Genomic DNA, 21188 nt, shown 5'->3' on the forward strand with positions numbered 1-21188 from the left:
ATATATTTCGCGCTCCCATGAGTCTCCACCGCCTCCTGCCGCTGTTCGACCGTGCCCGGCTGTCTGCTGAGCCCTTGGTGCTCGCCACGGTCATTCGCACCGGCGGGTCCACCTACGCCAAGCCGGGCGCGCAGATGCTGATCGCGAGCGACGGTGAATACGCGGGGTTGCTGTCGGGCGGTTGCCTGGAAGGCGACTTGCGCGAACACGCGCGCGGCGTGGCTGCGACCGGAGCCGCGGTCGTCGTGAGTTATGACCTGCGCAGCACCACCGATCAGTTGTTCGGGCTGGGCGCCGGTTGCGAAGGCGCGATGGACATCCTGCTGAGCCGGGTCGCCGTAGACGATGGCTGGCAGCCGCTCGCCGACATGGCCGCGAGTTTTCGCGCCGACCGCGAATTGCGGCTTTCTTTCGTCACTGCCAGCAACGATGGCAATTTTCCGCTCGGCCGGGCCTGGACGGGCGACGCGAATCGTCCGTTTGCGGCCGGAGTCGAAGTGTTCACCGTCATCCTCGCGCCGCCGCCGCGCATTCTCTTGTTAGGCGGCGGCCCCGATGCGCGCCCGGTCGCCGAGTTGTGCGTGTTCCTCGGCTGGCGCGTCACGGTTGCCGACCATCGCGCGAGTTACCTGTCGCCCGAGCGGTTTCCGCCGGCGACCACACTCGTCGAGGTGGATGCCGCCGAGCTTGCGACGCGTGTACGGCTCGCGGATCATGCCGCCGCCATCGTCATGAGCCACCATCTCGAATCGGATCTGCATTACCTGCGCGCGCTGGGCCGCAGCGCCGTGGCCCACGTGGGCTTGTTAGGTCCGGCCGGACGGCGGGAAAAATTGCTGGCGGACCTCGGTGCCGATGCCGCGGCGCTGCGCCCGCGCCTGCGCGCGCCCGTGGGCCTCGACATCGGCGGCCGCGCGCCCGAATCGATTGCCCTGTCCATCGTCGGCGAAATACACGCCGTGTTGTCCGGACGCGCCGGCCGGCCGTTCACGGAAACCGCGAATTGAGCGCCGAGTTCGGCGCCGTCGATTTCACCGCGCTGCTGCCGCTGATCGCGATCCTGGCGATTTCCGGTGTCGTCGCCGGTTTCGCGGCCGGCTTGCTCGGCGTCGGCGGCGGCATCGTCACCGTGCCGGTGCTGGAATACACGCTACGTTTCGCCGGGGTACCCGAGGAATGGCGCATGCACATCGCGGTCGCGACTTCGCTCGCGGCCATCATCCCGACCTCGATCAGCTCCGCGCGCACGCACCACGAGCGCGGCGCGGTCGATTGGGAACTGGCGCGCAGCTGGGGCGTGCCGATGATGCTCGGCGCCGTCGCCGGCAGCGTTCTCGCCTCGCGGGCGCCGCTATCGGTGCTGGCCGGCTTGTTCGGCACGGTGGCGCTGCTGATCGCCCTGAAGATGCTGTTGCCGCTCGACCATCTGCGCGCTGCGCAGGCCGTCCCACGCGGCATCGGCGGTGGCCTCGTCGCGGGCTTCATCGGCGGGGTGTCCGCGATGATGGGTATCGGCGGCGGCACCTTGACGGTGCCCACGCTCAATCTGTGCGGTTATCCGATCCACCGCGCCGTGGGTACGGCGGCATTCTTCGGCATCTTCATCAGCGTGCCGGGGACGATTGGCTATCTACTGGCGCAGCCGGCGGCGCAGCTGCCATGGGCGACCGTGGGGTTCGTGAGCCTGGTCGGTCTCGCGATCATCGCACCCGGGTCGATGCTGACCGCGACGCTGGGCGCGCGCGTGGCGCACCGCCTGAGCCGGCGCCGGCTGTCGCAGGCGTTCGGCCTGTTCCTGCTGTGCGTCGGAACGCGGATGGTTTATCGCGCGCTGGCCTGAGCGGACTGCGGCGCGAAATCGGTGTCTTCGAACACCACGTCGATGGGCAGCAGCGGCACCTGGCAATCGACGATCAGGCAGATCGCGCGCAACAGGTCGACCTGCGGCACCGTCAGACGCCCGCCGACCGCGATCACGCGCGCGAGGCCTTCCGAAAACGAGCGCTTGCCCGTGGGATGGACCTGCGCCACCGCGGCCAACGCGGCGTCGAGCGCCGCGGGTGTCAGCAATACTTCCGGAAACGGCGCCCACTTCTGCGGCGGCAACATGCCCATGAGCCCGGCGCGATAGGAATTCTGCCCCTGCTTGCCGGCGCCGAAACGGCACTGCGCCAGCGCCGCATAGATGTCGCAGACCGCGCCGGCGCGGTCCGGCAGCGGCACCGGCGGCGCTTCTTCGGTCGCCTTCGCCATCTTTTTCTCGATGATGCGGGTGACCGCGAAGCGCAACATGTCGCCGGTCGCGACGGTGGGTGCGAAGGCCCGCGCCACCGCGCGCAGGCGTTTGCGCTCGGCCGGATCGAGCGAATCCAGCAAGGTCAGCAGATCGGTCAGCAGCGGCAGGCGCGCCGCCGGCGCGAGCTGCGACAGGCGCGCGATCTGCGCCTGCGTTTCCTTGAACAGTTCGATGCCGAGCACCGGAGCGAGCCGGGTCAGCTGCGTGCGCCACTTGGCCGGCTCGGCGGCGAGCATGGTTGCAACGAAGGTCGCCTGCACGGCGATCGGCGCCGCTTCGACCTGCGCGACCACCGCGCCGATCGCCGCCTGTTGTTCGGCGCTCAGGCGATTGCGCAGCACGTCCGGCGGCAGCGCGCGTCCGGCGACCATACGCACGCCGGAGGGCAACGTTTCGGCCATCTCGACATCGGGCGCGATCGACAGCCGGCGCGCCGTCATGCTGTTGCTGCCTTCGGAAGTCATGTTCGGTTTCTCCATGGAGGGCGCAGTCGGCGCCGCACGCGGCGCAGGTGAATGATCGTCGCCGATCGCCAGCGCGAGGCCGGCGAGCGCAGCCGCCGGTAGTTCGACGACGGCGGGTTTGTGTTTCGCCGCTTCACGCGCCTGCGCGGCCGCGGCGGCCTGCGCGGCATTCGAAACTTGCGCCTCGGCCTGCTCGGCATTCGCCTGCGCGATCTTCGCCGCAAGCTTGCGTTTCTCGTCGCTGACCAGCGTGCGGAACTTGTTCGGTGTGACGCGCCCGTCGATGGCGCGGACCCGCTCTTCGAGCGGCGGATGCGTGGCGAACCACGAACCGCCGATCTTATTCGCCCACGAGGGCGCGCTGCCCGCGAAAAACATGTGCGCCACGTCGGCGGAAGACCCGTGGGTGAGGCGCGTGCCCGGCTGGTGCGCAGCCATCGTGATGAACGCGCCCTGCAGCGCGCCCGGATTACGCGTGAACTGCACGGCCGACGCATCGGCCAGGTGCTCGCGGCGGCGCGACACCGCCGCCTGCAACAGGCGTCCGGTCAGCATGCCGATGCTGCCGGCGGCGAAGATTCCGAACGCGACCAGCTTGAGACGCGCGTCGGCCTTGCCGCGCCCGCGGCCGCGCATGCAACGCCGCGCCAGATCGGTGATGACGAACAGGCCGAAGATCCATGCGGTCAGGCGCATGTTGAGCTTCATGTCGCCGTTGAGGATGTGACTGAACTCGTGGCCGATCACCGCCTGCAATTGATCGCGGTCGAGCCGGTCGAGCGCGCCCTGCGTGACGGCGACCGCCGCTTCGTCGGGTGAATGCCCCGCCGCGAATGCGTTGATGCCCTCCTCGTCGGGCAATACGAAGACCTGCGGCTTGCGGATCCGCGCCGCGATCGCCATTTCCTCGACGATGTTGACCAGCCGGCGGCGCGCGAGATCGGTGTCCTCGGGCTTGACGTGAACGCCACCGAGCGAACGCGCCACGGCCGCGCCACCCGCGCGCAGTTCGGATGCCTTGTGCCAGCAGGCGAGCAGGATCGTCACGAGCACGGCCAGTGAAATCCAGAAAAGATACTCGGGGTTGCGGCGGATGACCCACATCGGGTTGCCGCCCACGCCTACCAGCACGACCAGATTGATGACGACGACGACGCTCAGGATCGCGGCGATGAAGCCCGCCACCAGCCAGCGCGTGTATTTGCGCTGGACTTCCTGACGTTCGAAGAATTGCGTGCTCACGGCTTCAGCGCTTCCATCCCATTGATCAGAAGGGCCAAAATTACCGGCAAATGGGTTTTGCAGGCGTGCGCTGGCGCACGCCGGACCGCAAAAACGGCGCCAAATGCGACCCGCTTAACGGTTGTCCCGGCTGGCCGGGGGCCTTCAAATGCAACCGGAGTACTATCGGGCGCCATGAACCTGGAACCCCAGAAAACCTCCGAAATCCGCAACGTGGGCGGCGTGGCGCGCACGCTCGCCAGCCTCACCATCCTGGCGTTGGCGGCGATCGCCATCCTGGTCGTGCTGGATGTGATTCCGCGCGCGGCCTTGGCCGAGGTCGCCACGAAAACTGCGCTGATCGCGGGAATCTGCGTGGTCTCCGCCGTCGCCATCGGGTTCCTGACCAAGCGCTGAGCTGATGAGCGACGCCGCGGGTTTCGAGCCGAACCACATTCACGTGGTGGTACTCGCCGCAGGCGCGTCGTCCCGATTCGGGTCGACCAAACAACTCGTGCGCGTGAATGGCCGTCCGCTCATGCACACCATCGTGAGCCGCGCCGTCGAGCTCGCCGGTCACTCCGTGACCGTGGTGCTCGGTGCGCAGGCCGGTGAACTCGCGCCGCTGCTCAAACACAGCCCGGCCTCCGTGGCGGTGAACCGCAACTGGTCCGAAGGCATCGCCAGCTCCATCCGCGAAGGTGTGAGCCACGCGCCAGCAACCGCCGACGGTGTGCTCATCGTGCTCGCCGACCAGGCCGCGGTGACGACCGAAGACCTGCGCCGGCTCGCCGGTGCCTGGCGGCGCAACCCCGCGTCGATCGCCGCCGCGCAGTACGCAGGCGGCGTGGGTGTGCCGGCGATATTTCCGCGCTGGTGTTTTCGCGAATTGAACGAACTGCGCGGCGACCGCGGCGCGCAGCTGCTGCTGCAGCGGCACGTCGACCGGTTGGTGCGCCTGCCGATGCCCAGCGCCGAGCTCGATATCGATCGCCCGGAAGATCTGCTGTCTCTCGATCAGGCCACGAAGGTCAAGCGCCGGCCGCTCTCGGACGACACCGGCGCCTGAATTTTCCGCACGGCATGAAGCTCGTTCAGCGGCCTATCACGATGGCCAGCAGGCGTGCCATGGGAAACGCCAGCAACACCAGCGAGCAAGGCGCGATGCACAACATCAGCGTGGCCCACAACTTGAGTGGCGCGGCGCGCGCCCGGCGTTCCGCGCGTGCGAAGCGATTCGCGGCAGCCTGCCGCGCGCGCTCGCGCAGGATCGCCGCCGTATCCACGCCGAGCCTTTCCGCGGAGCGCAACGCGGCGATCAGGGTGCTGACGGGACGTAGTCCCAAACGCTGATCGAGACCGCGCAGTGCTTCGAAGGGATCGGCGCCGGCGTGTACTTCGAGCACCACCCGCTGCCACGCGCGGCGCAAAGCTCCATCGGGAGCGCGCTCGGCGCAGATTCCGAGCGCCGACGTCCAACTACTGCCCGCCTCCATCGCCAGCGCCATCAGATCGAGATGCAGTGCGAGGTCGTCGAGCAATTGTTGCCGCACACGCTGCAGCGCCGAATCGAGAAAACGCGGTGCCGCCGCGAAACCCAACGCACCGGCGGTTGACGCCGCGAGCCACGCGACGTGGCCGAGCCCCGCCGTGGCAAACAACACCGGCAATGCCACGCATAACCCCAGGAACGCCCGCGTCACGGGCCACAGCTCGGGTGCGGAAAGACTCTCGAGGTCGGCTTCGCGGAGTGCCGCACGGATGCGCAGCGCGCCGCGCAGGCCGAACACGCTGAGCACGAACCCGCCGAGACCGAGCACCATGAGAAAGAACAGGGGCAGGTCGCTCATGTTCAGATCTCGACGCGCGCCACGCGCCACAGCAGCCAGCAACCGAATGCCTCGAGGAACAGCAAGACGACCACCGCGCCGCCCGGCAACCCCTGCCCGGCCAACGCCATGATGAACATCGCCAGGGGTGGAATCGCGGCGGCCAGCGCGCCGCGGCGCCGGCCGGACGCCGTGCGTGCCAGCATCTTGCGTTCGAACGCGACGCGCCGCTTGAGGCGCAGCGCGAGGCGCTGGGCGGTATCCGCCAGCAGCGCGGGATTGGGCCGGGCGAGTTCCTGCGCGAGCAGGAACGACACGAACTCCGGGATGTTCAGTGCTTGCGCGCGCGCCATCCACGCCGGATCGAGCGGCAGGCACTGCGCGGTGTTGCGCACCTGGACTGCGAACTCACCGAGCTGCGTCGCCACCTCGCTTGCATCGCGGCTGGCACGCCGCCGCGCCTGCGCACACAGGGCCGGCAGTGCAATGAGACCCGCGATGAGCAGGGCCGCAGCCAGCAATGCTGACTCAGCGAACAAGACTGTCCACCAGCAATCCGCCGTATCCCTTCCACAGACCCAGCGCGATCAGCAGGCCGAGGACGAGCGCCGCAATGCGGGCGGCTCCTGATGGAAATTCACGCGCATCCATGCGCTGCTCCCGATAACACAGTGGTGCGGATTACAGCGCGTCGCGGCGCGCGTGTCAGCGCACGAATGCGCCGTAAATCACCAGCTTCGGCGCTTGCCGCGCGCGCGGACGCTCAGGCCTTCACCACCGCGAGATTGCCGGCCTGGATGGCCCCGTGGTTCGCATTCACGAATACATCCAGATAGGCGGGATTCGTGAATGCGAGCTTCATGTACGCGACTTGACCGTACCCGTTCATCACGTCCGTGACGTGGACGCGCACTTCCCTGATGCGCACCGGTTGATAGAAGCTGGTCTGCGGTGGCTTCGGCCGGCGCAGCTTGAGCACCAGCAGCATGAGCGCCACCGCGAGACCTACGCTGATCCCGAACAGGTGTGCCGCTATCCACTCGGGCGGCGTTGCCGTGGATGCGAGCAGCAGCGATCCCAGGAAAAACACACCCACCGCCAGCGCGAACACCAGCAGGCGCGCGAAAAAGCCCGGCGCGCGCCGCCGCGTGCTGCGGCGGCAGGCCGCGCAGACCGGCACCGGCAAGTGGAAAATCGTTTCGCTGCCACCGATGCCGAAGAAACGCGTGACGCGCGTGTCCTGGATCTCGTTGACACAGTTGCTGTCGCCGCAGTTGCAACAGAAAGCCGCGGGGAAGCCCAGTTTCGGGCTATCTAGTTGCATGGACGGCGTAAACCTACTTCATCGTCGGCATGACGAACTCGGCCGCGCCGCCCGGCCCCTCTCCTCCGGATACGGGCCAGCGGCTGGTGACCGTCTTGAGGCGAGTGTAAAAGCGGACGCCTTCCAGCCCGTGCATGGCGTGATCGGCGAAACTCGAGCGGCGCCAGCCGCCGAAGCTGAAAAATGCCATGGGCACGGGAATCGGCACGTTGACGCCCACCATGCCGACCTCGATGGCCTGCACGAAGGCGCGCGCCGCGCCGCCATCGCGCGTGAAGATGGCGGTGCCATTGGCGAACTCGTGTGCATTGACCAGTGCGATCGCGTCCTTGAGCGTTGGCACTCGCACGACGACCAGCACCGGGCCAAAGATCTCTTCGCGATAGATCTTCATCGCCGGCTGTACACCGTCGAACAGGCTGCCGCCGAGGAAGAAACCGTTTTCGTATCCCGGCACCACGTGGCCGCGGCCATCGACGATCAGCCGCGCGCCCTCGGCAACACCCGCGCCGATGTAGTCGACCACCTTGGCGCGATGCGCGGCAGTGATCAGCGGGCCCATGTCGGCCTCGCCGTTCTGCGAATGATCGACGCGCAGGTTCTGCACGCGTTCGGACAGCACGCCCACCAGCCGGTCGGCGGTGGCATCGCCGACGGCGACGGCCACCGAGATCGCCATGCAGCGCTCCCCTGCTGAACCATAAGCCGCGCCTAACAAGGCATCGGCAACCAAGTTCACATCCGCATCGGGCAGCATGACCAGGTGATTCTTTGCGCCTCCCAGCGCCTGTACGCGTTTGCCGTGCGCCACGCCCTCGCGCTGGACGTATTCGGCAATCGGCGTCGAGCCGACGAAACTCACCGCGTCGACCCCGGGATGCCGCAGCAGCGCATCCACCGCGACCTTGTCGCCATTGATCACGCTGAACACACCCGGCGGCAAACCGGCGTCGGCCAGCCATTGCGCTAACAACAATCCGGCGCCCGGATCGCGCTCGGAAGGTTTGAGGATGAAGGCGTTGCCGCAGGCCAGCGCCACCGGGAACATCCACAGCGGCACCATGGCGGGAAAATTGAACGGCGTGATGCCGGCGGCCACACCCAGCGGCTGACGCAGGCTGTAGCTATCCACACCGGTGCCGACATTGTCGGCGAACTCGCCCTTGGTCAGGTGCGGCGCGCCGCAGGCGAATTCCACCACTTCGAGGCCGCGCGTCACCTCGCCCGCGGCATCGCTGACCAGCTTGCCGTGTTCGGCGGCGATGAGCTTCGCGAGCTCGCCGCGCCGCGACTCCAACAGCTCCTTGAACTTGAACAACACCCGTGCGCGCTTGAGGGCGGGAGTCGCGGCCCAGGCCGGAAATGCCGCGCGTGCCGCGCTGACGGCTGCGTCGACTTCGGCTTCGGAGGCCAGCGACACACGCGAAGCCACGACACCGAGCGAGGGATTGAACACGTCGGCGGCTCTTCCGGAGGTGCCGGGTGTGGCACGGCCGCCGATGAAATGGGGATAGACGCTGACGCGGTCTTGAGTCATTGGGCCGCGAGTGTAACCCCTATAATGCGTCGCGATGAATCAGCCGCCGAACGAACACAGCAAGACGCTGCGGGAAATCGATCGACTCCTGGCCGAAGCGCCCGACGAAGCCGCGCGCGCCGAATTGCTGCGCCTGCGCGCACGCCTCGACGCGCCGGAGCTGCGCGACATGGCGCGCGAACTCGAGGGCAGCGCGCCACGCCCCCGCGGCAATCTCGTGCTCGAATTCCACGACCCGCTGCTGCCGGGATTCTTCACCGCCACGGGCTGCGTGATCTCGGCCGCGGTCTGTCTGTTCGCGGTACTCGAAGGTCTTGACCGTCCCGCGGTGATCGTCGCCGGCACGCCGGTCAACCTGTGGATCGTGGCGGCGTTTGCCGGCGCGTGTACCGCGTTGTTCACCGCGCTGTCGTTCCAGCGCAGCTTTTCCATCCGTTTCGACACCGAAGGAATGATGTCGACCAGCAACGGCGCGCGGTGGAGCACCTTGCGCGTGGGCGCGATGCGCTGGGCGAGCATCCGCAGCCTGCACGAACGCGCGCGCGATGGCGTGCTGGAAGTTCGCGCGGCGGACGGCGCGGTGCTCGAGCTGCCGATGCGAGTCGTGAACTACCGCATCCTGCACCAGCACCTGGAAAACATGGTGGTGCTGTACGGCGAGCGGAGTTGAATCACGCCGGCCGCGCGGCAGCTCAGGTGCGCGACACCATGAACACGCCGACGATGGCCACCGCGCCGCCGACCAGCATCGACGGCAGCAGCTGTTCACCGAGCACCAGCACGCCGATGGCGACACCGAACACCGGCACCAGGTTGCTGAAGATGCTCGCCACCGACGGGCCGAATTTTCTGATCGAGGTGTAGTACCAGACGAAGGCGACCGCCGTGCCGCCCACACCGAGGTACAGCAGGGTGGCGATCATCTTCCAGTCGAACTGCGCGGCGCGCAGCGTAGAGAATTCCGGCGCCGCAACCAGCCCGAGCAGCAAGGTGCCGAACAACGCGGCGTAGTTGGTGGCGGCGATGGGCGACAGGCCCGCCAGCACTTTGCGGCCGATGATGGTGTACAGCGCCCAGGAAGTCCCCGCGCACAACATGAACAACTCGCCGAGGCCCACTCCAGCCGAGGCGATGCTGGTGATGTCGCCATGCGAGATCACGATCCACACGCCGGCGAGCGCGATTGCGACACCCGCCCAGCGACGCGGGCTCAGGCGCTCCTTCAACACCAGCGATGAAATCGTGATCGTGATGACCGGATTGAGCGCGATGACCAGCGCCGCGCGGCTGGCCGGCAGGCGCTCGAGCGCTCCCATGAAGAACAGGTTGTAGGCGAACACGCCTAACAATCCGAGCACGAAGGTGGTGAACCATTGCTGGCGAGTGAGCCGCGGCAACCCGCCTTCCAGCGCAAAGGCGGCGACCAGCAGCGCGACACAGGCGATGACGTAACGCTCGAACGAACCCATCAGCGCGGAGAAAGTCCCGACGACGTATTTGCCCCCCACGAAAGTGCCGCCCCAGATCGCGGGGACCGCCACGAGGCGGCCGAAGTCCGCAATTCCCGCGGCCGCGGCGCGCGGCGCGTCGTCGGCCACTACCGCCGTCCCCAGGCCACGAAGTTGCCGTTCCTGAAACCGGGCTTGCCGTAGCGGAACGGTTCGCCATCGAGGCCGGTGACGCGGCCGCCGGCCGCCAGCAATACGGCGTGCCCGGCCGCGGTGTCCCACTCCATCGTGGTGCCGATGCGCGGATAGATGTCCGCCTGGCCGGCAGCGACGAGGCAGAACTTCAGCGACGAGCCGATGGAGCGGAACTCGGCGATCGAATAGTTGGTGAGGAAGGCGTCGGTCTCGGGCGTGCGATGCGAACGCGATGCCACGGCGGTCAAGCCGTGCGCCGGCGCCACGCGCGCCGCGATGCTGGCGCCGAGCGACGGCATCGTGCCGTCGGGATCGGCGTCGATGCTGCCGGCACGCCCGGCCTTCACATCGCCCCAGTACAACTCGCGCCGTGCGGGCGCGAACACCACGCCGAGCACCGGCTCGCCGGCTTCGATCAATGCGACATTGACGGTGAACTCGTCGCGATGGCTGACGAACTCGCGTGTGCCATCCAGCGGATCGACCAGGAAGAAACGATCCGCCACCACCGGCACATGCCCGGCCGCCACGGCCTCTTCGGCGACAACCGGAACTCCGGGCGCGATCGCGGCCAGATCCGCCAGCAGTATTTTCTCCGCCGCTTCGTCGGCGACGGTGACGGGCGAAGCATCCGCCTTGTCGCGCACGGCGAAGTCCGTGGCGTAGACCGCCATGATGGCCGCGCCGGCGCGCTGCGCGGAATGGATCAGCGACTGCAACATGGCGTGTTACTCATTTCGCGCGTGCTTCGAGCATCGCGGCCGCCAACGCATGAACGTCGGGTCGCACGAAGATTTCGCGCGCGCTCGCCGTCATGCGCCGCGTCCAGTTGGAATATTCGTGGCTCGTGCCCGGCACGTTGACCGGCTCCAGCATGCCGATCATGTCTTCGAGCTGCACCGTCACCAGGATCGACTGACTCTTGCCCAGATACAGGTGCAATGCACGGGCCAGTTCCGCGGAATATGGAGGAACTGTCTCCTCGCTGCCCTCCTCCGCGGCCGGCCACAAATTCTCACGGCGCAACGCGCGCAGCAGCCGCGCGCGATCCGTCGCGCGCTCGGCGCGGATGCGTTCGCCCATCGAAGGGTCGGTATAGAAGCCGAGTTTCTCCCACAGGTCGATGTCGTGACCGGTCCACCAGCCGCGCAGTGTCGGCAGGTCGTGCGTGGTGACGGCCGCCAGCGCCGGCCGGGTGTATTCGGCGGGCGGCACGAATTCGCCGTTCTTCTGTTCGAACAGCACCACCTTGTAGTGATACACGCCGAATTGCGGCAGCGCGCGGCGGATCTCGTCGGGCACGACGCCGAGATCTTCGCCCACCACCAGGCATTGCTGCCGGTGGCTTTCGAGCGCCACGATGCCTAACAAGTCGTCGAGCGGGTAATGCACGTAGCCGCCATCGGCGGACTTGAAGCCGCGCGGCACCCACCATTGCCGGAACAGCGCCATCACGTGATCGAGCCGCAACGCGCCGCAGTTGCGCATGCTGGCGCGGACCAGCGCGACGAACGGCGCATACGCGGTGCGCCGCAGCTCGCGCGGATCCTGCGGTGGAATGCCCCACTCCTGCCCGCCCACGCCGATCGGATCGGGCGGCGCACCGATCGCCGCGCCCATGCAATACAGCGACTGGTCGGACCAGGTTTCGGACCCTGAGGCGTTCACTCCCACCGCGTAGTCGCCGTACACGCCGACCGAGAGCTTCAACTCGCGCGCCAGCGCGCGCACCGCGCCGAGCTGCTCGCTTGCGATCCATTGCAGGTAACCGTGGAAGTCGACGTCGTCCGCATGTTCTGCCGCGAAACGGCGCACCGCCTCGCTGCCGGGGTCGCGGTACTCCGCGGGCCAGTTGTGCCAGCCCGCGCCGCTGCCAAGGGTGCGCCGCAGCCAGGTGTCGAGCGCATCGAACAAGGTGTGCAGCCGCAGCGGTTCACCGCGCTCGCGCAGGAAATTGCGGCAGGCCGCGGCCCGCGCACTGTTTCGCGCCAGGTGCTCGGTGCGAAAGCGCTCGAAGGCGGCCTCGAGCACGGCGACTTTCAGACTGGCAACGGCCGGATAGTCCACGTGTGTCGCGGCGCGCACCGCGGCGAGCCGGCCGCGAAAGCCCGCATCCGACATGATTGCCTGCGCGCGGCGCGAGCCCTGCACTTCGAGCACCGCCGACACGTCGATGAACATCACGTTGAGCGCGTGGCGGCTCGAGGCCGAGTACGGCGAATACAACGTGGGGTCGGAGAAGAACAACGCGTGCACCGGGCTGATGCCGACGAAGCCGGCGCCCGTCGCAGCGGCCAGGCGCAGCAATTCGGCGAGATCGGTGAAATCGCCAATGCCCCAGTTGTTTTCGGAGCGCAGTGCGTACAGCTGGACGGCGACGCCCCACAGTTTCGCGCCGCGGGAAATATCCGCCGGCTCATAACACCGGTCCGGCGCAACGATGAGCGGGCAGCTTTCGCGGCCAGCCAGTTCGAGATCGATCTCCAGGCGGTGATACCCGGGCGGCACATCGGCCGGCAGCGGCAGGTCGCGCAACACCCACCAGCGGCCCGCGTGGTTGTGCGAACCGCGCTCGGCCAGATCCCAGGCGCGCACCTCGCCGGTGATTTCCTTGCCGCCCTCCAGACGTACCGTCCAGCGCAGCAACGCGTTGTGTTCGATCGCCGGGGTATTCACGCGCACGATGCACGCGCCGGCCCGCGCCACCGCCACTTCGCCTAACAACTTTTCCGGATGTGCGGACTCCGATTCGCCGATCTGCGCGCGCAGCGCCGCCACGTCGTCGAGCCGGCAATGCATGGCGTGCAGGATCGCGGCCTTGGTCGCGAGCGAGAACTGCTTGAGCTCGCCCTTGTAAGAGTAGTAGGCGTCGCCAATCCCGCGCGCCCGCGCCAGCCGCTCGATGAGCGGTGTCAGCTCGTCAGATGACACGCTGCAGCGCCAGCGTCTGGTAGGGACCGACCTTCACCGGTCCCGCGGGCAGCCGCGCGCCCGACAGGATTCCGACCGGATGGGCGGTGTCGAGCACCACATCCCAGTGGTACTGGGAGTTGAACGACGGCAGCTGGAATTCGCATTCGGTTTCGGTGGGATTCAGCAACAGCAGCAGATCGGGCGAGGATGCAGTGCCGCCGAGGCCCACGGCGAGCGTGCGCAGATCCGGGTCGTTCCACTCGCTGTCGGCCAGCTCGTGACCGCTGGCATGCCACCACGAGATATCGCGCGCGTGGCTCGCCTGCAGCGCTCCCTTGAGAAATGTCTCGCGGCGCAGCTCGCCGTGCGTGCGGCGCAATGCCGACAGCCCGCGCACGAACTGCAGCAGCGAATCGTCGGCCTTGAGGCCGGTCCAATTCACCCAGCTGATCTCGTTGTCCTGGCAGTACGCATTGTTGTTGCCGTTCTGCGTGCGATACAGCTCGTCGCCGGCCAGCAGCATCGGCACGCCCTGCGCGAAGAACAGCGTGGTCAGCATGTTGCGCACCTGGCGGCGGCGCAGCGCGATGATCTGCACGTCGTCGGTGGGCCCTTCGACGCCGCAGTTCCAGCTTTGATTGTGCGAATGCCCGTCGCGGTTTTCTTCGAGATTCGCCTCGTTGTGCCGTTCGTTGTACGACACCGTGTCGCGCAACGTGAAACCATCATGCGCGGCGACGAAATTGATGCTGGCGGTGGGTTTGCGCCCGTTGCGGCGGAACAGGTCGCTCGAGCCGGCGAAACGTTCGGCGAAGCCGCCTAACATCCGGCGACCGCCATGCCAGAACGCGCGCATCGTGTCGCGGTAACGGTCGTTCCACTCCGACCAGCCGGCCGGAAAATTGCCGAGCTGGTAGCCACCGAGGCCGACGTCCCAGGGCTCGGCGATGAGTTTGACGTACGCCAGCACCGGATCGGCGCGCAACGCCGCGAAGAACGGCGAATTCGCATTGAAGCCCGAGCGGTCGCGGCCCAGCACCGTGGCGAGATCGAAGCGGAAGCCGTCGATGCGATATTCCTCGGCGAAGTAGCGCAAGGACGCGAGGATGTCCGCCTGCACGATCGGATGGTCGCAGGCCACGGTGTTGCCGACGCCGGTGACGTCGTCGTAGAAACGCCGGTCGTTGGCGCGATGAAAGTAGTAAGCCCGGTTGTCGATGCCGCGGTACGACAACGTGGGCCCCAGGTGGTTGCCCTCGGCCGTGTGGTTGTAGACCACGTCGAGCAATACCTCGATGCCCGCGGCGTGCAGCGCCTTCACGGCCTGCTTGAGCTCCACCACCGGGTCCTTGACGGCGTACCGGTTCGACGGCGCGAACCAGCCGATGGTGTTGTAGCCCCAGTAGTTGGTGAGGCCGCGTTCGTGCAGGAACCCTTCGCTGGTGAAGGCGTGCACCGGCATCAGCTCCACCGCCGTGACACCCAGCGACTTCAGGTGATCGAGCACCGCGGGCACCGTGAGCGCGAGATATTTGCCGCGCCATTCCGGCGGCACCGCCGGGTGCAGCTGCGTGAAACCTTTCACGTGCAGCTCGTAGATGAAGGTGTCGCGCCATGGCACCGCCGGCGCCCGGTCGCCCGCCCAGTCGAATTTTCCATCGATGACGCGGCAACGTGGCATCGCGGCCGCGCTGTCGGTCAGATCGGGTTTGAGCCCCTCGCCGTCCTTCGGGTCGAAGCCGAGAATGCTCGGGTGCGGTTTGACGTCGCCGACGATGTCGCGCGCCCAGGGGTCGAGCAGCAGCTTGTTGCCGTTGAAGCGATACCCTTCGCGCGGATCGTAGGCGCCGTACACGCGGATGCCGTACAGCGTGCCGACGCGCGCGAGTTCCTGTTCGACGAAGCCGTGAAACACGGCGCCGGTACGGCCCGGCAAGGTAAGCCGCGCGGTCTCGCGTTCGCCGGTGGAATCGTAGAGGCATACCTCGACGCGGGTCGCGGCGCGCGACTGGATGGCGAAGTTGACTCCGTCGCCAGTGAAGGTGGCTCCAAGGGTCGCAGGCGATCCTGCCTTCATTCAGCGCGCCTCAGAAACACCGCGGCCAGCGGCGGAAGGCGGATGCGCAGCGCGTACGGGAAGCCGTGCACCACGTGCGCGAAGGCCTCATAACTTGCGACCCCGGCGAAACCCGCGCCGCCGAAGCCGGGGAAATCGGAATCGAACACCACGTCGTAACGGCCGGCGTCCGGCACACCTAACCAGTAGTCGTCGCGCGGTACCGGCGTCGCGTTGAAGGCGCAGACGATGGGCGCGTGCCCGTGTTCCTCGCGGACGAACGCGAATACGCTCTCGTCGGAATTGTGCAGATCGATCCAGCGGAATCCCGCCGGGTCGCAATCGCTGGCGTGAAACTGAGGCAAGGCGCGGTACAAGCGCGCGAGCTCGCGATTGAGATCCTGCAGGCCCCGATGCTTCGGATCCTGCAGCAGGGGCCAGTCGAGCTGCTGCGTTTCGCGCCACTCGTGCCACTGGCCGAACTCCGAGCCCATGAACATCAGCTTCTTGCCGGGATGCGCCGTCATGTAGCTCAGGAACAGCCGATAGTTTGCCCGCTTCTGCCACTCGTCGCCCGGCATCTTGTCGAGCAGCGATTTCTTGCCGTGCACGACTTCGTCGTGCGAGATCGGCAACATGAAATTCTCGGTCCACGCATACACGAACGAGAACGTGATCTTGTTGTGTTCGTGCCGGCGGTACACCGGATCCTTGGTGAAGTACTCGAGCGAATCGTTCATCCACCCCATGTTCCACTTGAACGAGAAGCCGACGCCGCCCAGATGCACGGGGCGCGACACGCCCGGGAACGCGGTGGATTCCTCGGCGATCGTCAGGATGCCGGGATGTTCGCGGTGCGCCACGGTATTGAACTCGCGCAGGAAATCGAGCGCTTCGAGATTCTCGCGCCCGCCGTACTTGTTAGGCAGCCATTCACCCGCGTTGCGGCTGTAGTCCAGGTACAGCATCGATGCCACCGCATCCACGCGTAATCCATCGACGTGATATCGCTCGAACCAGTACAGGCCGTTCGCGACCAGGAAGTTCTTCACTTCGTGGCGGCCGAAGTTGAAGATCTTCGTGCCCCAGTCCATGTGTTCGCCCAGGCGTTTGTCCGCGTGTTCGTACAACGCGGATCCGTCGAACTCCGCGAGTCCGTGCGAATCCTTCGGAAAATGCGCGGGTACCCAGTCCAGGAACACGCCGATGCCCGCCTGGTGGCACTTGTCGACGAAGGCCATGAAGTCCTTCGGACCGCCATGCCGGGAGGTCGGCGCGAAGTAGCCTACGACCTGGTATCCCCAGGAACCGTCGAACGGATGTTCGGCCACACCCATCAGCTCGATGTGCGTGTAACCCATGTCGACGACGTACGGAATGAGCCGCTCCGCCGCTTCCGCCCAGGTGAAGAACGGCGGCTGCCGATCCCAGGAGTGTTGCCAGCTCGGCAGGTGCACTTCGTACACATTGATAGGCGTGCGCCGCCAGTCGCGCTGCGCACGTTCGCGCATCCAGGTTTCATCGCCCCATTCGTAGCCATCGAGCGAGGCGACGATGGAGGCGGTCTCCGGGCGCAGCTGCATTTGAAAGCCGAAGGGATCCGACTTGAGCACGATCGTATCGGACTGCGTGCGGATCTCGTATTTGTATTCCGCGCCCTCGCCGACGCCGGGCACGAACAGTTCCCACACCCCCGAGCCGCCGCGCGCCTGCATCGGATGTTTGCGGCCATCCCAGAAATTGAAACTGCCGACCACGCTCACGCGTTTGGCATTCGGCGCCCATACCGCGAACTGCGTGCCGGCAACGCCGTCGCGCACGCGTAATTGCGCACCGAACTTGTTGTACAAGGCGTAGTGGCGACCCTGCCCGAATAGATAGAGATCGAAATCCGACAGCTCGTGCGAGAAGAAATACGTGTCGTGTTTGACCACCTCGTTGCCGCCCGGAAAACGCACGCGCAACCGGTACGGCATGACCGGCCGGCGGTACGCGATGCTGCCCTCGAACAACCCGGCCTCGTGGATACGCTTGAGCTCGTGCGCCTCATCGGCCTGGTCGTCTTCCCAGAACACGGCAACCGATTCGGCACCCGGCTCCAGCACGCGCACCATGCACAGCGGAGGGGCATCCTCGCGTGCGAATTCGTGATAACCGAGCAGCGAACGCGGCTCGTGATGCGTGGCGCTGATCAACGCGCCGATCTCGCCCTTGGTCAACTTGCCGGTTTTCATGGCCATGTGTGCATCATCACATGACCGACCGGATGTTCCAGATCCGATCCGCGTATTCACGCACGCTGCGATCGCTCGAGAACGGCCCCATGCCCACGGTATTCAATACCGCGCGCCGGCTCCACTCCTCCGGCGTGCGATACAACGCATCGACGCGATCCTGGGCCGCGGCGTAGGCAGCGAAATCGGCGAGCACGAGGAATGGCTCGCCTTCGGAAGTGAGCCGGTCGACCAGCAAACGCGCGTCGTCGGAGCCGCCACGGGCGAAGGCGCCGCTGCGGATCATGTCGAGCGTGCGCGCCAGTTCCGGGTTCGCGGCGACGATCTCGGCCGGGCGATAACCGTTCGCGCGCCGCGCGGAGACTTCGTCCGCCGTCATGCCGAAGATGAAGATGTTGTCGGCCCCGACACAGTCACGTATCTCGATGTTCGCCCCATCGAGGGTGCCGATGGTCAATGCCCCGTTGAGCGCGAGCTTCATGTTGCCGGTGCCCGACGCTTCCATGCCCGCGGTCGAAATCTGTTGCGACAGATCGGCCGCCGGCATGATGGTCTGCGCCAGCGACACGTCGTAATCCGGCAGGAACACGCACTTGAGCTTGGTCAGCGTGACCGGATCCTGGTTGATCGTCGTGGACACATTATTGATGAGCCGGATGATGGCCTTGGCGATGACATAACCGGGCGCCGCCTTGCCGGCGAAGAACACGGTGCGCGGCACCCAGTTTTCATCGGGTTTGGCCTTGATGCGGTTGTAACGCGTGATGACGTAGAGAATGTTGAGCAGCTGGCGCTTGTATTCGTGGATGCGCTTCACCTGCACGTCGAACAGCGAATCCACGCTCACGTCGATGCCGGTACGCCGGTCCACTTCCTCGGCGAGCGCCACCTTGTTGGCCCGCTTGATGTCGCGGAACAACGCGCGAAAGGCCGGATCGTCCGCGGCCCAGCGCAGCCGCTCGATCTCCTCGAGGTCGTTCTCCCAGGCCGACCCCAGCCGTTCCGTCAGCAGGCGCGACAGGCGCGGGTTCGATTGCTTGAGCCAGCGGCGCACCGTGATGCCGTTGGTGACGTTGGTGAAGCGGTCGGGGAACATCTGCGCGAAACCGGAGAAGATCGTCTTCTGCATCAATTCGGAATGTAGCTTGGCGACGCCGTTCACCTTGTGCGAGCCGACCACCGCGAGGTGCGCCATGCGGACGCGTCGGCCGTAGGACTCCCCGATGATCGACAACGTGGTCTTGGCCGCGCCGTCGCCCTTGAACCGCTTTTCGACTTCCAGCAGGAACTCTTCGTTGATGCGATAGATGATCTCGAGATGCCGCGGCAGGAACTGCTCGAAGAAATGCACCGGCCAGGTTTCGAGCGCCTCGGGCAACAACGTGTGGTTGGTGTAGCCGAACACATTGCGGCAGATGTCCCAGGCCTGGCTCCACGGCATGTCGTACTGATCCAGCAGCAGGCGCATCAACTCAGGGATGGCGAGCGTGGGATGTGTGTCGTTCATCTGCACGGCGAGCGCGCTCGGCAATTCCTCGAGCGTGCGTTCCTCGGACAGATGCGTGGCGAGGATGTCCTGGATACTCGCGCTGACGAAGAAGTACTGCTGCTTGAAACGCAATTCCTTGCCCTGCGGCGTGGAGTCGTCGGGATACAGCACGCGCGACAGGTTCTTCGCTTCGACCTGGTCTTCGACCGCGGCCGGATAGTTGCCGGCGTTGAAGTCTTCGATGTGGAACGGCTGCAGCGCGCGCGCCGACCACAGGCGCAAATGATTCACCGTCGGACTGCGATTGCCGGGCACCAGCTGATCGAAGCCCACGGCAAGTACATCGGTGGTCTCGACCCAGCGCGAGCGCTGGCCCGCGCCGGCGTCCTGCGTGCTCAGCACCCGCCCGCCGAAACGCACGATGTAGCGCGCATCGGAGCGCGGTGTTTCCCACACATTGTGGAGCCGCAACCAGGTGCTGGCGGATTCGCGTTGTCCACCGTCGGTGTCGATCGATTGCGTGAAGATGCCGTAGTCGTAACGGATGCCATAACCGGTCGCCGGATACTGCAGAGTGGCCAGCGAGTCCAGGAAACACGCCGCCAATCTTCCGAGTCCGCCGTTGCCCAGTCCCGGATCCACTTCGAGCGCGACGACCGAATCGAAGTCGTGACCCAGGCCGGCGATCGTGGCGCGCGCTTCGTCGATCAACTCGGAATCGAGGCTCGAGAGCGCGTTGACCAGCGAACGGCCCGGCAGGAATTCCACCGACAGGTAACACAGCCGCTTCACCCGCGCGCGCGCAACGCGCCGCTGTGTCGCGAGCCAGCGTGCGGACAGCTCCTCCCGCACCGCGAGCGATAAGGCGTCGTAGATGTCGCGCGGCGTCGCGGTCTCGGGCTCTTTGCCCAGCGAACGCGTCAGGCGGTCGTAAATTGCGGCGCGCAGGCTGCCGCGTCGAAGGATCGCGCCAGCTATCTGAGTCGAATCATTCAGCACTCGAACTACCCTTCACTCTTCCACGAGACATTTCAGGACATTATTCATGACGCCACCGACAATCCACGCAAATTGACGCAAGTTCTTATGACGGCGCCTGCAGACCGGTATCATAGGCACCTCGCAACGAGGGGGCACGGTTACCTAACCGTGCTGGGTATCGCGCCACCGCGCTGCACCACATTGGCTTCGAGTTAACGCGGAATGCACCGACAAGCAATTGGTATCGATATCGGCGGCTCGTCGATCAAGGCTGCCGTGGTTGACCTGACGCGAGGTTGTCTGGTCGGTGAGCGCCATTCGGTCCCTTCACCCGCCATGTCCGCCGTCAGCGAGATGTTGCACGCGATGGCCACGGCCGTTCCCGAAGGCACGGAGCAGCTCGCCGCCGGCGTCACGTTCCCCGGCGTCGTCGTTGCCGGCACCGTGCATAGCGCCGCCAACGTGGCGAAGTCGTGGATCGGTCAGCCACTGGCGGAACCCGCGGCGGCCAAGCTCAAACGCCAGGTCATCGCGATCAACGATGCCGACGCGGCGGGGCTTGCCGAAGTGAAATTCGGCGCGGCGCGCGACGTCATGGGCACCGTGCTGGTGTTGAGCCTTGGTACCGGTATCGGCAGCGCGCTGTTCGTCGACGGCAAACTCGTGCCCAACACCGAGCTGGGTCACCTGGAATTCGACGGCATGGAAGCCGAAGCGCGCGCCTCGGGCCGCGCGCGCATCGAGCGCAAGCTCGATTGGTCCGCCTACGTGAAGGAACTGTCGTACGTGCTGCAGCGGACACACGCGTTGTTCTGGCCGGACCTCATGGTGCTGTGTGGCGGTATCACCGCGGATCATCCGAACCTGTGCGAAGACCTGGTCGTGCCCTGCCCGCTGAAGTTGGGCGCATTACGCGCCGACGCCGGCATCGTGGGCGCCGCGTATGCGACCACGCTCCACACCGGCGCGTGGATCGACAAGCAACAGAAGGTCGCGGGCAAGTAGCCCGCGCACGTCTATCTAGCGCCGCTGCGCGACCCAGCGCTGGCCGACCCGGTGCTGGTTGCTCGGAGTCTGCGAGACGATCGGCGCGAAACCCCAATCTCTGCCGGTGCAGTAGCCCAGGGGACGACGGAAAACAAGCGTGGCGAGGCGCACCGTCCACTCATCGCGCACGCGCAAGCAAGCAAAATGTCTGTGC

18 protein-coding genes are annotated in these 21188 nt (G+C 66.3%); 6 read left to right on the plus strand and 12 right to left on the minus strand.

What is annotated here, in order from left to right:
- Positions 1 to 17 precede the first annotated feature (17 nt).
- Both WDO72_00495 and WDO72_00500 read left to right on the plus strand, forming a co-directional pair.
- Entirely contained in the window at positions 18 to 1007 is a 990-nt protein-coding gene (locus WDO72_00495) for an XdhC family protein (GenBank protein ID MEJ0084134.1), read from the plus strand.
- Positions 1004 to 1840: a sulfite exporter TauE/SafE family protein gene (locus tag WDO72_00500; GenBank protein ID MEJ0084135.1), complete on the plus strand. Its 837-nt coding sequence runs from the start codon at positions 1004 to 1006 to the stop codon at positions 1838 to 1840. The genes WDO72_00495 and WDO72_00500 overlap by 4 nt, the downstream gene beginning before the upstream one ends.
- On the opposite strand, the gene WDO72_00505 is transcribed toward WDO72_00500, so the two are convergent.
- A complete protein-coding gene (locus WDO72_00505; protein ID MEJ0084136.1) occupies positions 1822 to 4002 on the minus strand; it encodes a M48 family metalloprotease in 2181 nt (726 codons plus the stop codon). The genes WDO72_00500 and WDO72_00505 overlap by 19 nt on opposite strands.
- 174 nt (positions 4003 to 4176) lie before the next feature.
- On the opposite strand from WDO72_00505, the gene WDO72_00510 reads away from it, so the two are divergent.
- Together WDO72_00510 and WDO72_00515 are read left to right on the plus strand one after the other, a co-directional pair.
- Positions 4177 to 4398: a hypothetical protein gene (locus WDO72_00510; GenBank protein ID MEJ0084137.1), complete on the plus strand. Its 222-nt coding sequence runs from the start codon at positions 4177 to 4179 to the stop codon at positions 4396 to 4398.
- Between the two features lie 4 nt (positions 4399 to 4402).
- Positions 4403 to 5050: a nucleotidyltransferase family protein gene (locus WDO72_00515; protein ID MEJ0084138.1), complete on the plus strand. Its 648-nt coding sequence runs from the start codon at positions 4403 to 4405 to the stop codon at positions 5048 to 5050.
- A 25-nt stretch (positions 5051 to 5075) separates the two neighbouring features.
- On the opposite strand, the gene WDO72_00520 is transcribed toward WDO72_00515, so the two are convergent.
- From WDO72_00520 to WDO72_00540, 5 genes are all read right to left on the minus strand, one after another.
- The gene (locus tag WDO72_00520) at positions 5076 to 5831 is read right to left on the minus strand and encodes a type II secretion system F family protein (GenBank protein ID MEJ0084139.1); all 756 of its coding nucleotides are present in this window, start codon (positions 5829 to 5831) and stop codon (positions 5076 to 5078) included.
- Between the two features lie 2 nt (positions 5832 to 5833).
- Positions 5834 to 6349 (minus strand): hypothetical protein, encoded by a 516-nt coding sequence (locus WDO72_00525; protein MEJ0084140.1) that lies wholly within the window; start codon positions 6347 to 6349, stop codon positions 5834 to 5836.
- Positions 6339 to 6461 (minus strand): hypothetical protein, encoded by a 123-nt coding sequence (locus tag WDO72_00530; GenBank protein ID MEJ0084141.1) that lies wholly within the window; start codon positions 6459 to 6461, stop codon positions 6339 to 6341. Before WDO72_00530 ends, WDO72_00525 begins: the two co-directional genes overlap by 11 nt.
- Before the next feature lie 112 nt (positions 6462 to 6573).
- Positions 6574 to 7134, minus strand: a complete 561-nt coding sequence (locus WDO72_00535; GenBank protein ID MEJ0084142.1) for a hypothetical protein — start codon at positions 7132 to 7134, stop codon at positions 6574 to 6576.
- A 13-nt stretch (positions 7135 to 7147) separates the two neighbouring features.
- Positions 7148 to 8671, minus strand: a complete 1524-nt coding sequence (locus tag WDO72_00540) for a CoA-acylating methylmalonate-semialdehyde dehydrogenase (GenBank protein MEJ0084143.1) — start codon at positions 8669 to 8671, stop codon at positions 7148 to 7150.
- Positions 8672 to 8705: 34 nt separating this feature from the next.
- Between WDO72_00540 and WDO72_00545 the strand changes: the two genes are divergently transcribed.
- Entirely contained in the window at positions 8706 to 9341 is a 636-nt protein-coding gene (locus WDO72_00545) for a hypothetical protein (protein ID MEJ0084144.1), read from the plus strand.
- Positions 9342 to 9363: 22 nt separating this feature from the next.
- On the opposite strand, the gene WDO72_00550 is transcribed toward WDO72_00545, so the two are convergent.
- The 6 genes from WDO72_00550 to WDO72_00575 are packed head-to-tail and all read right to left on the minus strand — an operon-like array spanning position 9364 to position 20005.
- Positions 9364 to 10269: a DMT family transporter gene (locus WDO72_00550; protein MEJ0084145.1), complete on the minus strand. Its 906-nt coding sequence runs from the start codon at positions 10267 to 10269 to the stop codon at positions 9364 to 9366.
- Complete coding sequence (gene cysQ, locus WDO72_00555; GenBank protein ID MEJ0084146.1) at positions 10269 to 11036, minus strand: 3'(2'),5'-bisphosphate nucleotidase CysQ; 768 nt, start codon at positions 11034 to 11036, stop codon at positions 10269 to 10271. The genes WDO72_00550 and cysQ overlap by 1 nt, the downstream gene beginning before the upstream one ends.
- 10 nt (positions 11037 to 11046) lie before the next feature.
- A complete protein-coding gene (gene malQ / locus WDO72_00560) occupies positions 11047 to 13245 on the minus strand; it encodes a 4-alpha-glucanotransferase (protein ID MEJ0084147.1) in 2199 nt (732 codons plus the stop codon).
- Positions 13235 to 15304, minus strand: a complete 2070-nt coding sequence (gene glgX, locus WDO72_00565; protein MEJ0084148.1) for a glycogen debranching protein GlgX — start codon at positions 15302 to 15304, stop codon at positions 13235 to 13237. Before glgX ends, malQ begins: the two co-directional genes overlap by 11 nt.
- Positions 15301 to 17523 (minus strand): 1,4-alpha-glucan branching protein GlgB, encoded by a 2223-nt coding sequence (gene glgB / locus WDO72_00570; protein MEJ0084149.1) that lies wholly within the window; start codon positions 17521 to 17523, stop codon positions 15301 to 15303. The genes glgX and glgB overlap by 4 nt, the downstream gene beginning before the upstream one ends.
- Before the next feature lie 10 nt (positions 17524 to 17533).
- On the minus strand, positions 17534 to 20005 hold the full coding sequence (locus WDO72_00575) for a glycogen/starch/alpha-glucan phosphorylase (protein MEJ0084150.1): 2472 nt from the start codon (positions 20003 to 20005) through the stop codon (positions 17534 to 17536).
- A 204-nt stretch (positions 20006 to 20209) separates the two neighbouring features.
- Between WDO72_00575 and WDO72_00580 the strand changes: the two genes are divergently transcribed.
- On the plus strand, positions 20210 to 20992 hold the full coding sequence (locus WDO72_00580; protein MEJ0084151.1) for an ROK family protein: 783 nt from the start codon (positions 20210 to 20212) through the stop codon (positions 20990 to 20992).
- The last annotated feature ends 196 nt before the right edge of the window (positions 20993 to 21188 follow it).

The organism is Pseudomonadota bacterium (assembly GCA_037200975.1).
In the GTDB taxonomy this organism is placed as follows: domain Bacteria; phylum Pseudomonadota; class Gammaproteobacteria; order Steroidobacterales; family Steroidobacteraceae; genus CADEED01.

Excerpts from the sequence above, each read along its gene's own strand:
- WDO72_00495 (MEJ0084134.1), top strand. The coding sequence starts at position 18 with ATGAGTCTCCACCGCCTCCTGCCGCTGTTCGACCGTGCCCGGCTGTCT.
- WDO72_00510 (MEJ0084137.1), top strand. The coding sequence starts at position 4,177 with ATGAACCTGGAACCCCAGAAAACCTCCGAAATCCGCAACGTGGGCGGC.
- WDO72_00515 (MEJ0084138.1), top strand. The coding sequence starts at position 4,403 with ATGAGCGACGCCGCGGGTTTCGAGCCGAACCACATTCACGTGGTGGTA.
- WDO72_00520 (MEJ0084139.1), bottom strand. The coding sequence starts at position 5,831 with ATGAGCGACCTGCCCCTGTTCTTTCTCATGGTGCTCGGTCTCGGCGGG.
- WDO72_00530 (MEJ0084141.1), bottom strand. The coding sequence starts at position 6,461 with ATGGATGCGCGTGAATTTCCATCAGGAGCCGCCCGCATTGCGGCGCTC.
- WDO72_00535 (MEJ0084142.1), bottom strand. The coding sequence starts at position 7,134 with ATGCAACTAGATAGCCCGAAACTGGGCTTCCCCGCGGCTTTCTGTTGC.
- WDO72_00540 (MEJ0084143.1), bottom strand. The coding sequence starts at position 8,671 with ATGACTCAAGACCGCGTCAGCGTCTATCCCCATTTCATCGGCGGCCGT.
- WDO72_00545 (MEJ0084144.1), top strand. The coding sequence starts at position 8,706 with ATGAATCAGCCGCCGAACGAACACAGCAAGACGCTGCGGGAAATCGAT.
- cysQ (MEJ0084146.1), bottom strand. The coding sequence starts at position 11,036 with ATGTTGCAGTCGCTGATCCATTCCGCGCAGCGCGCCGGCGCGGCCATC.
- glgX (MEJ0084148.1), bottom strand. The coding sequence starts at position 15,304 with ATGAAGGCAGGATCGCCTGCGACCCTTGGAGCCACCTTCACTGGCGAC.
- glgB (MEJ0084149.1), bottom strand. The coding sequence starts at position 17,523 with ATGGCCATGAAAACCGGCAAGTTGACCAAGGGCGAGATCGGCGCGTTG.
- WDO72_00580 (MEJ0084151.1), top strand. The coding sequence starts at position 20,210 with ATGCACCGACAAGCAATTGGTATCGATATCGGCGGCTCGTCGATCAAG.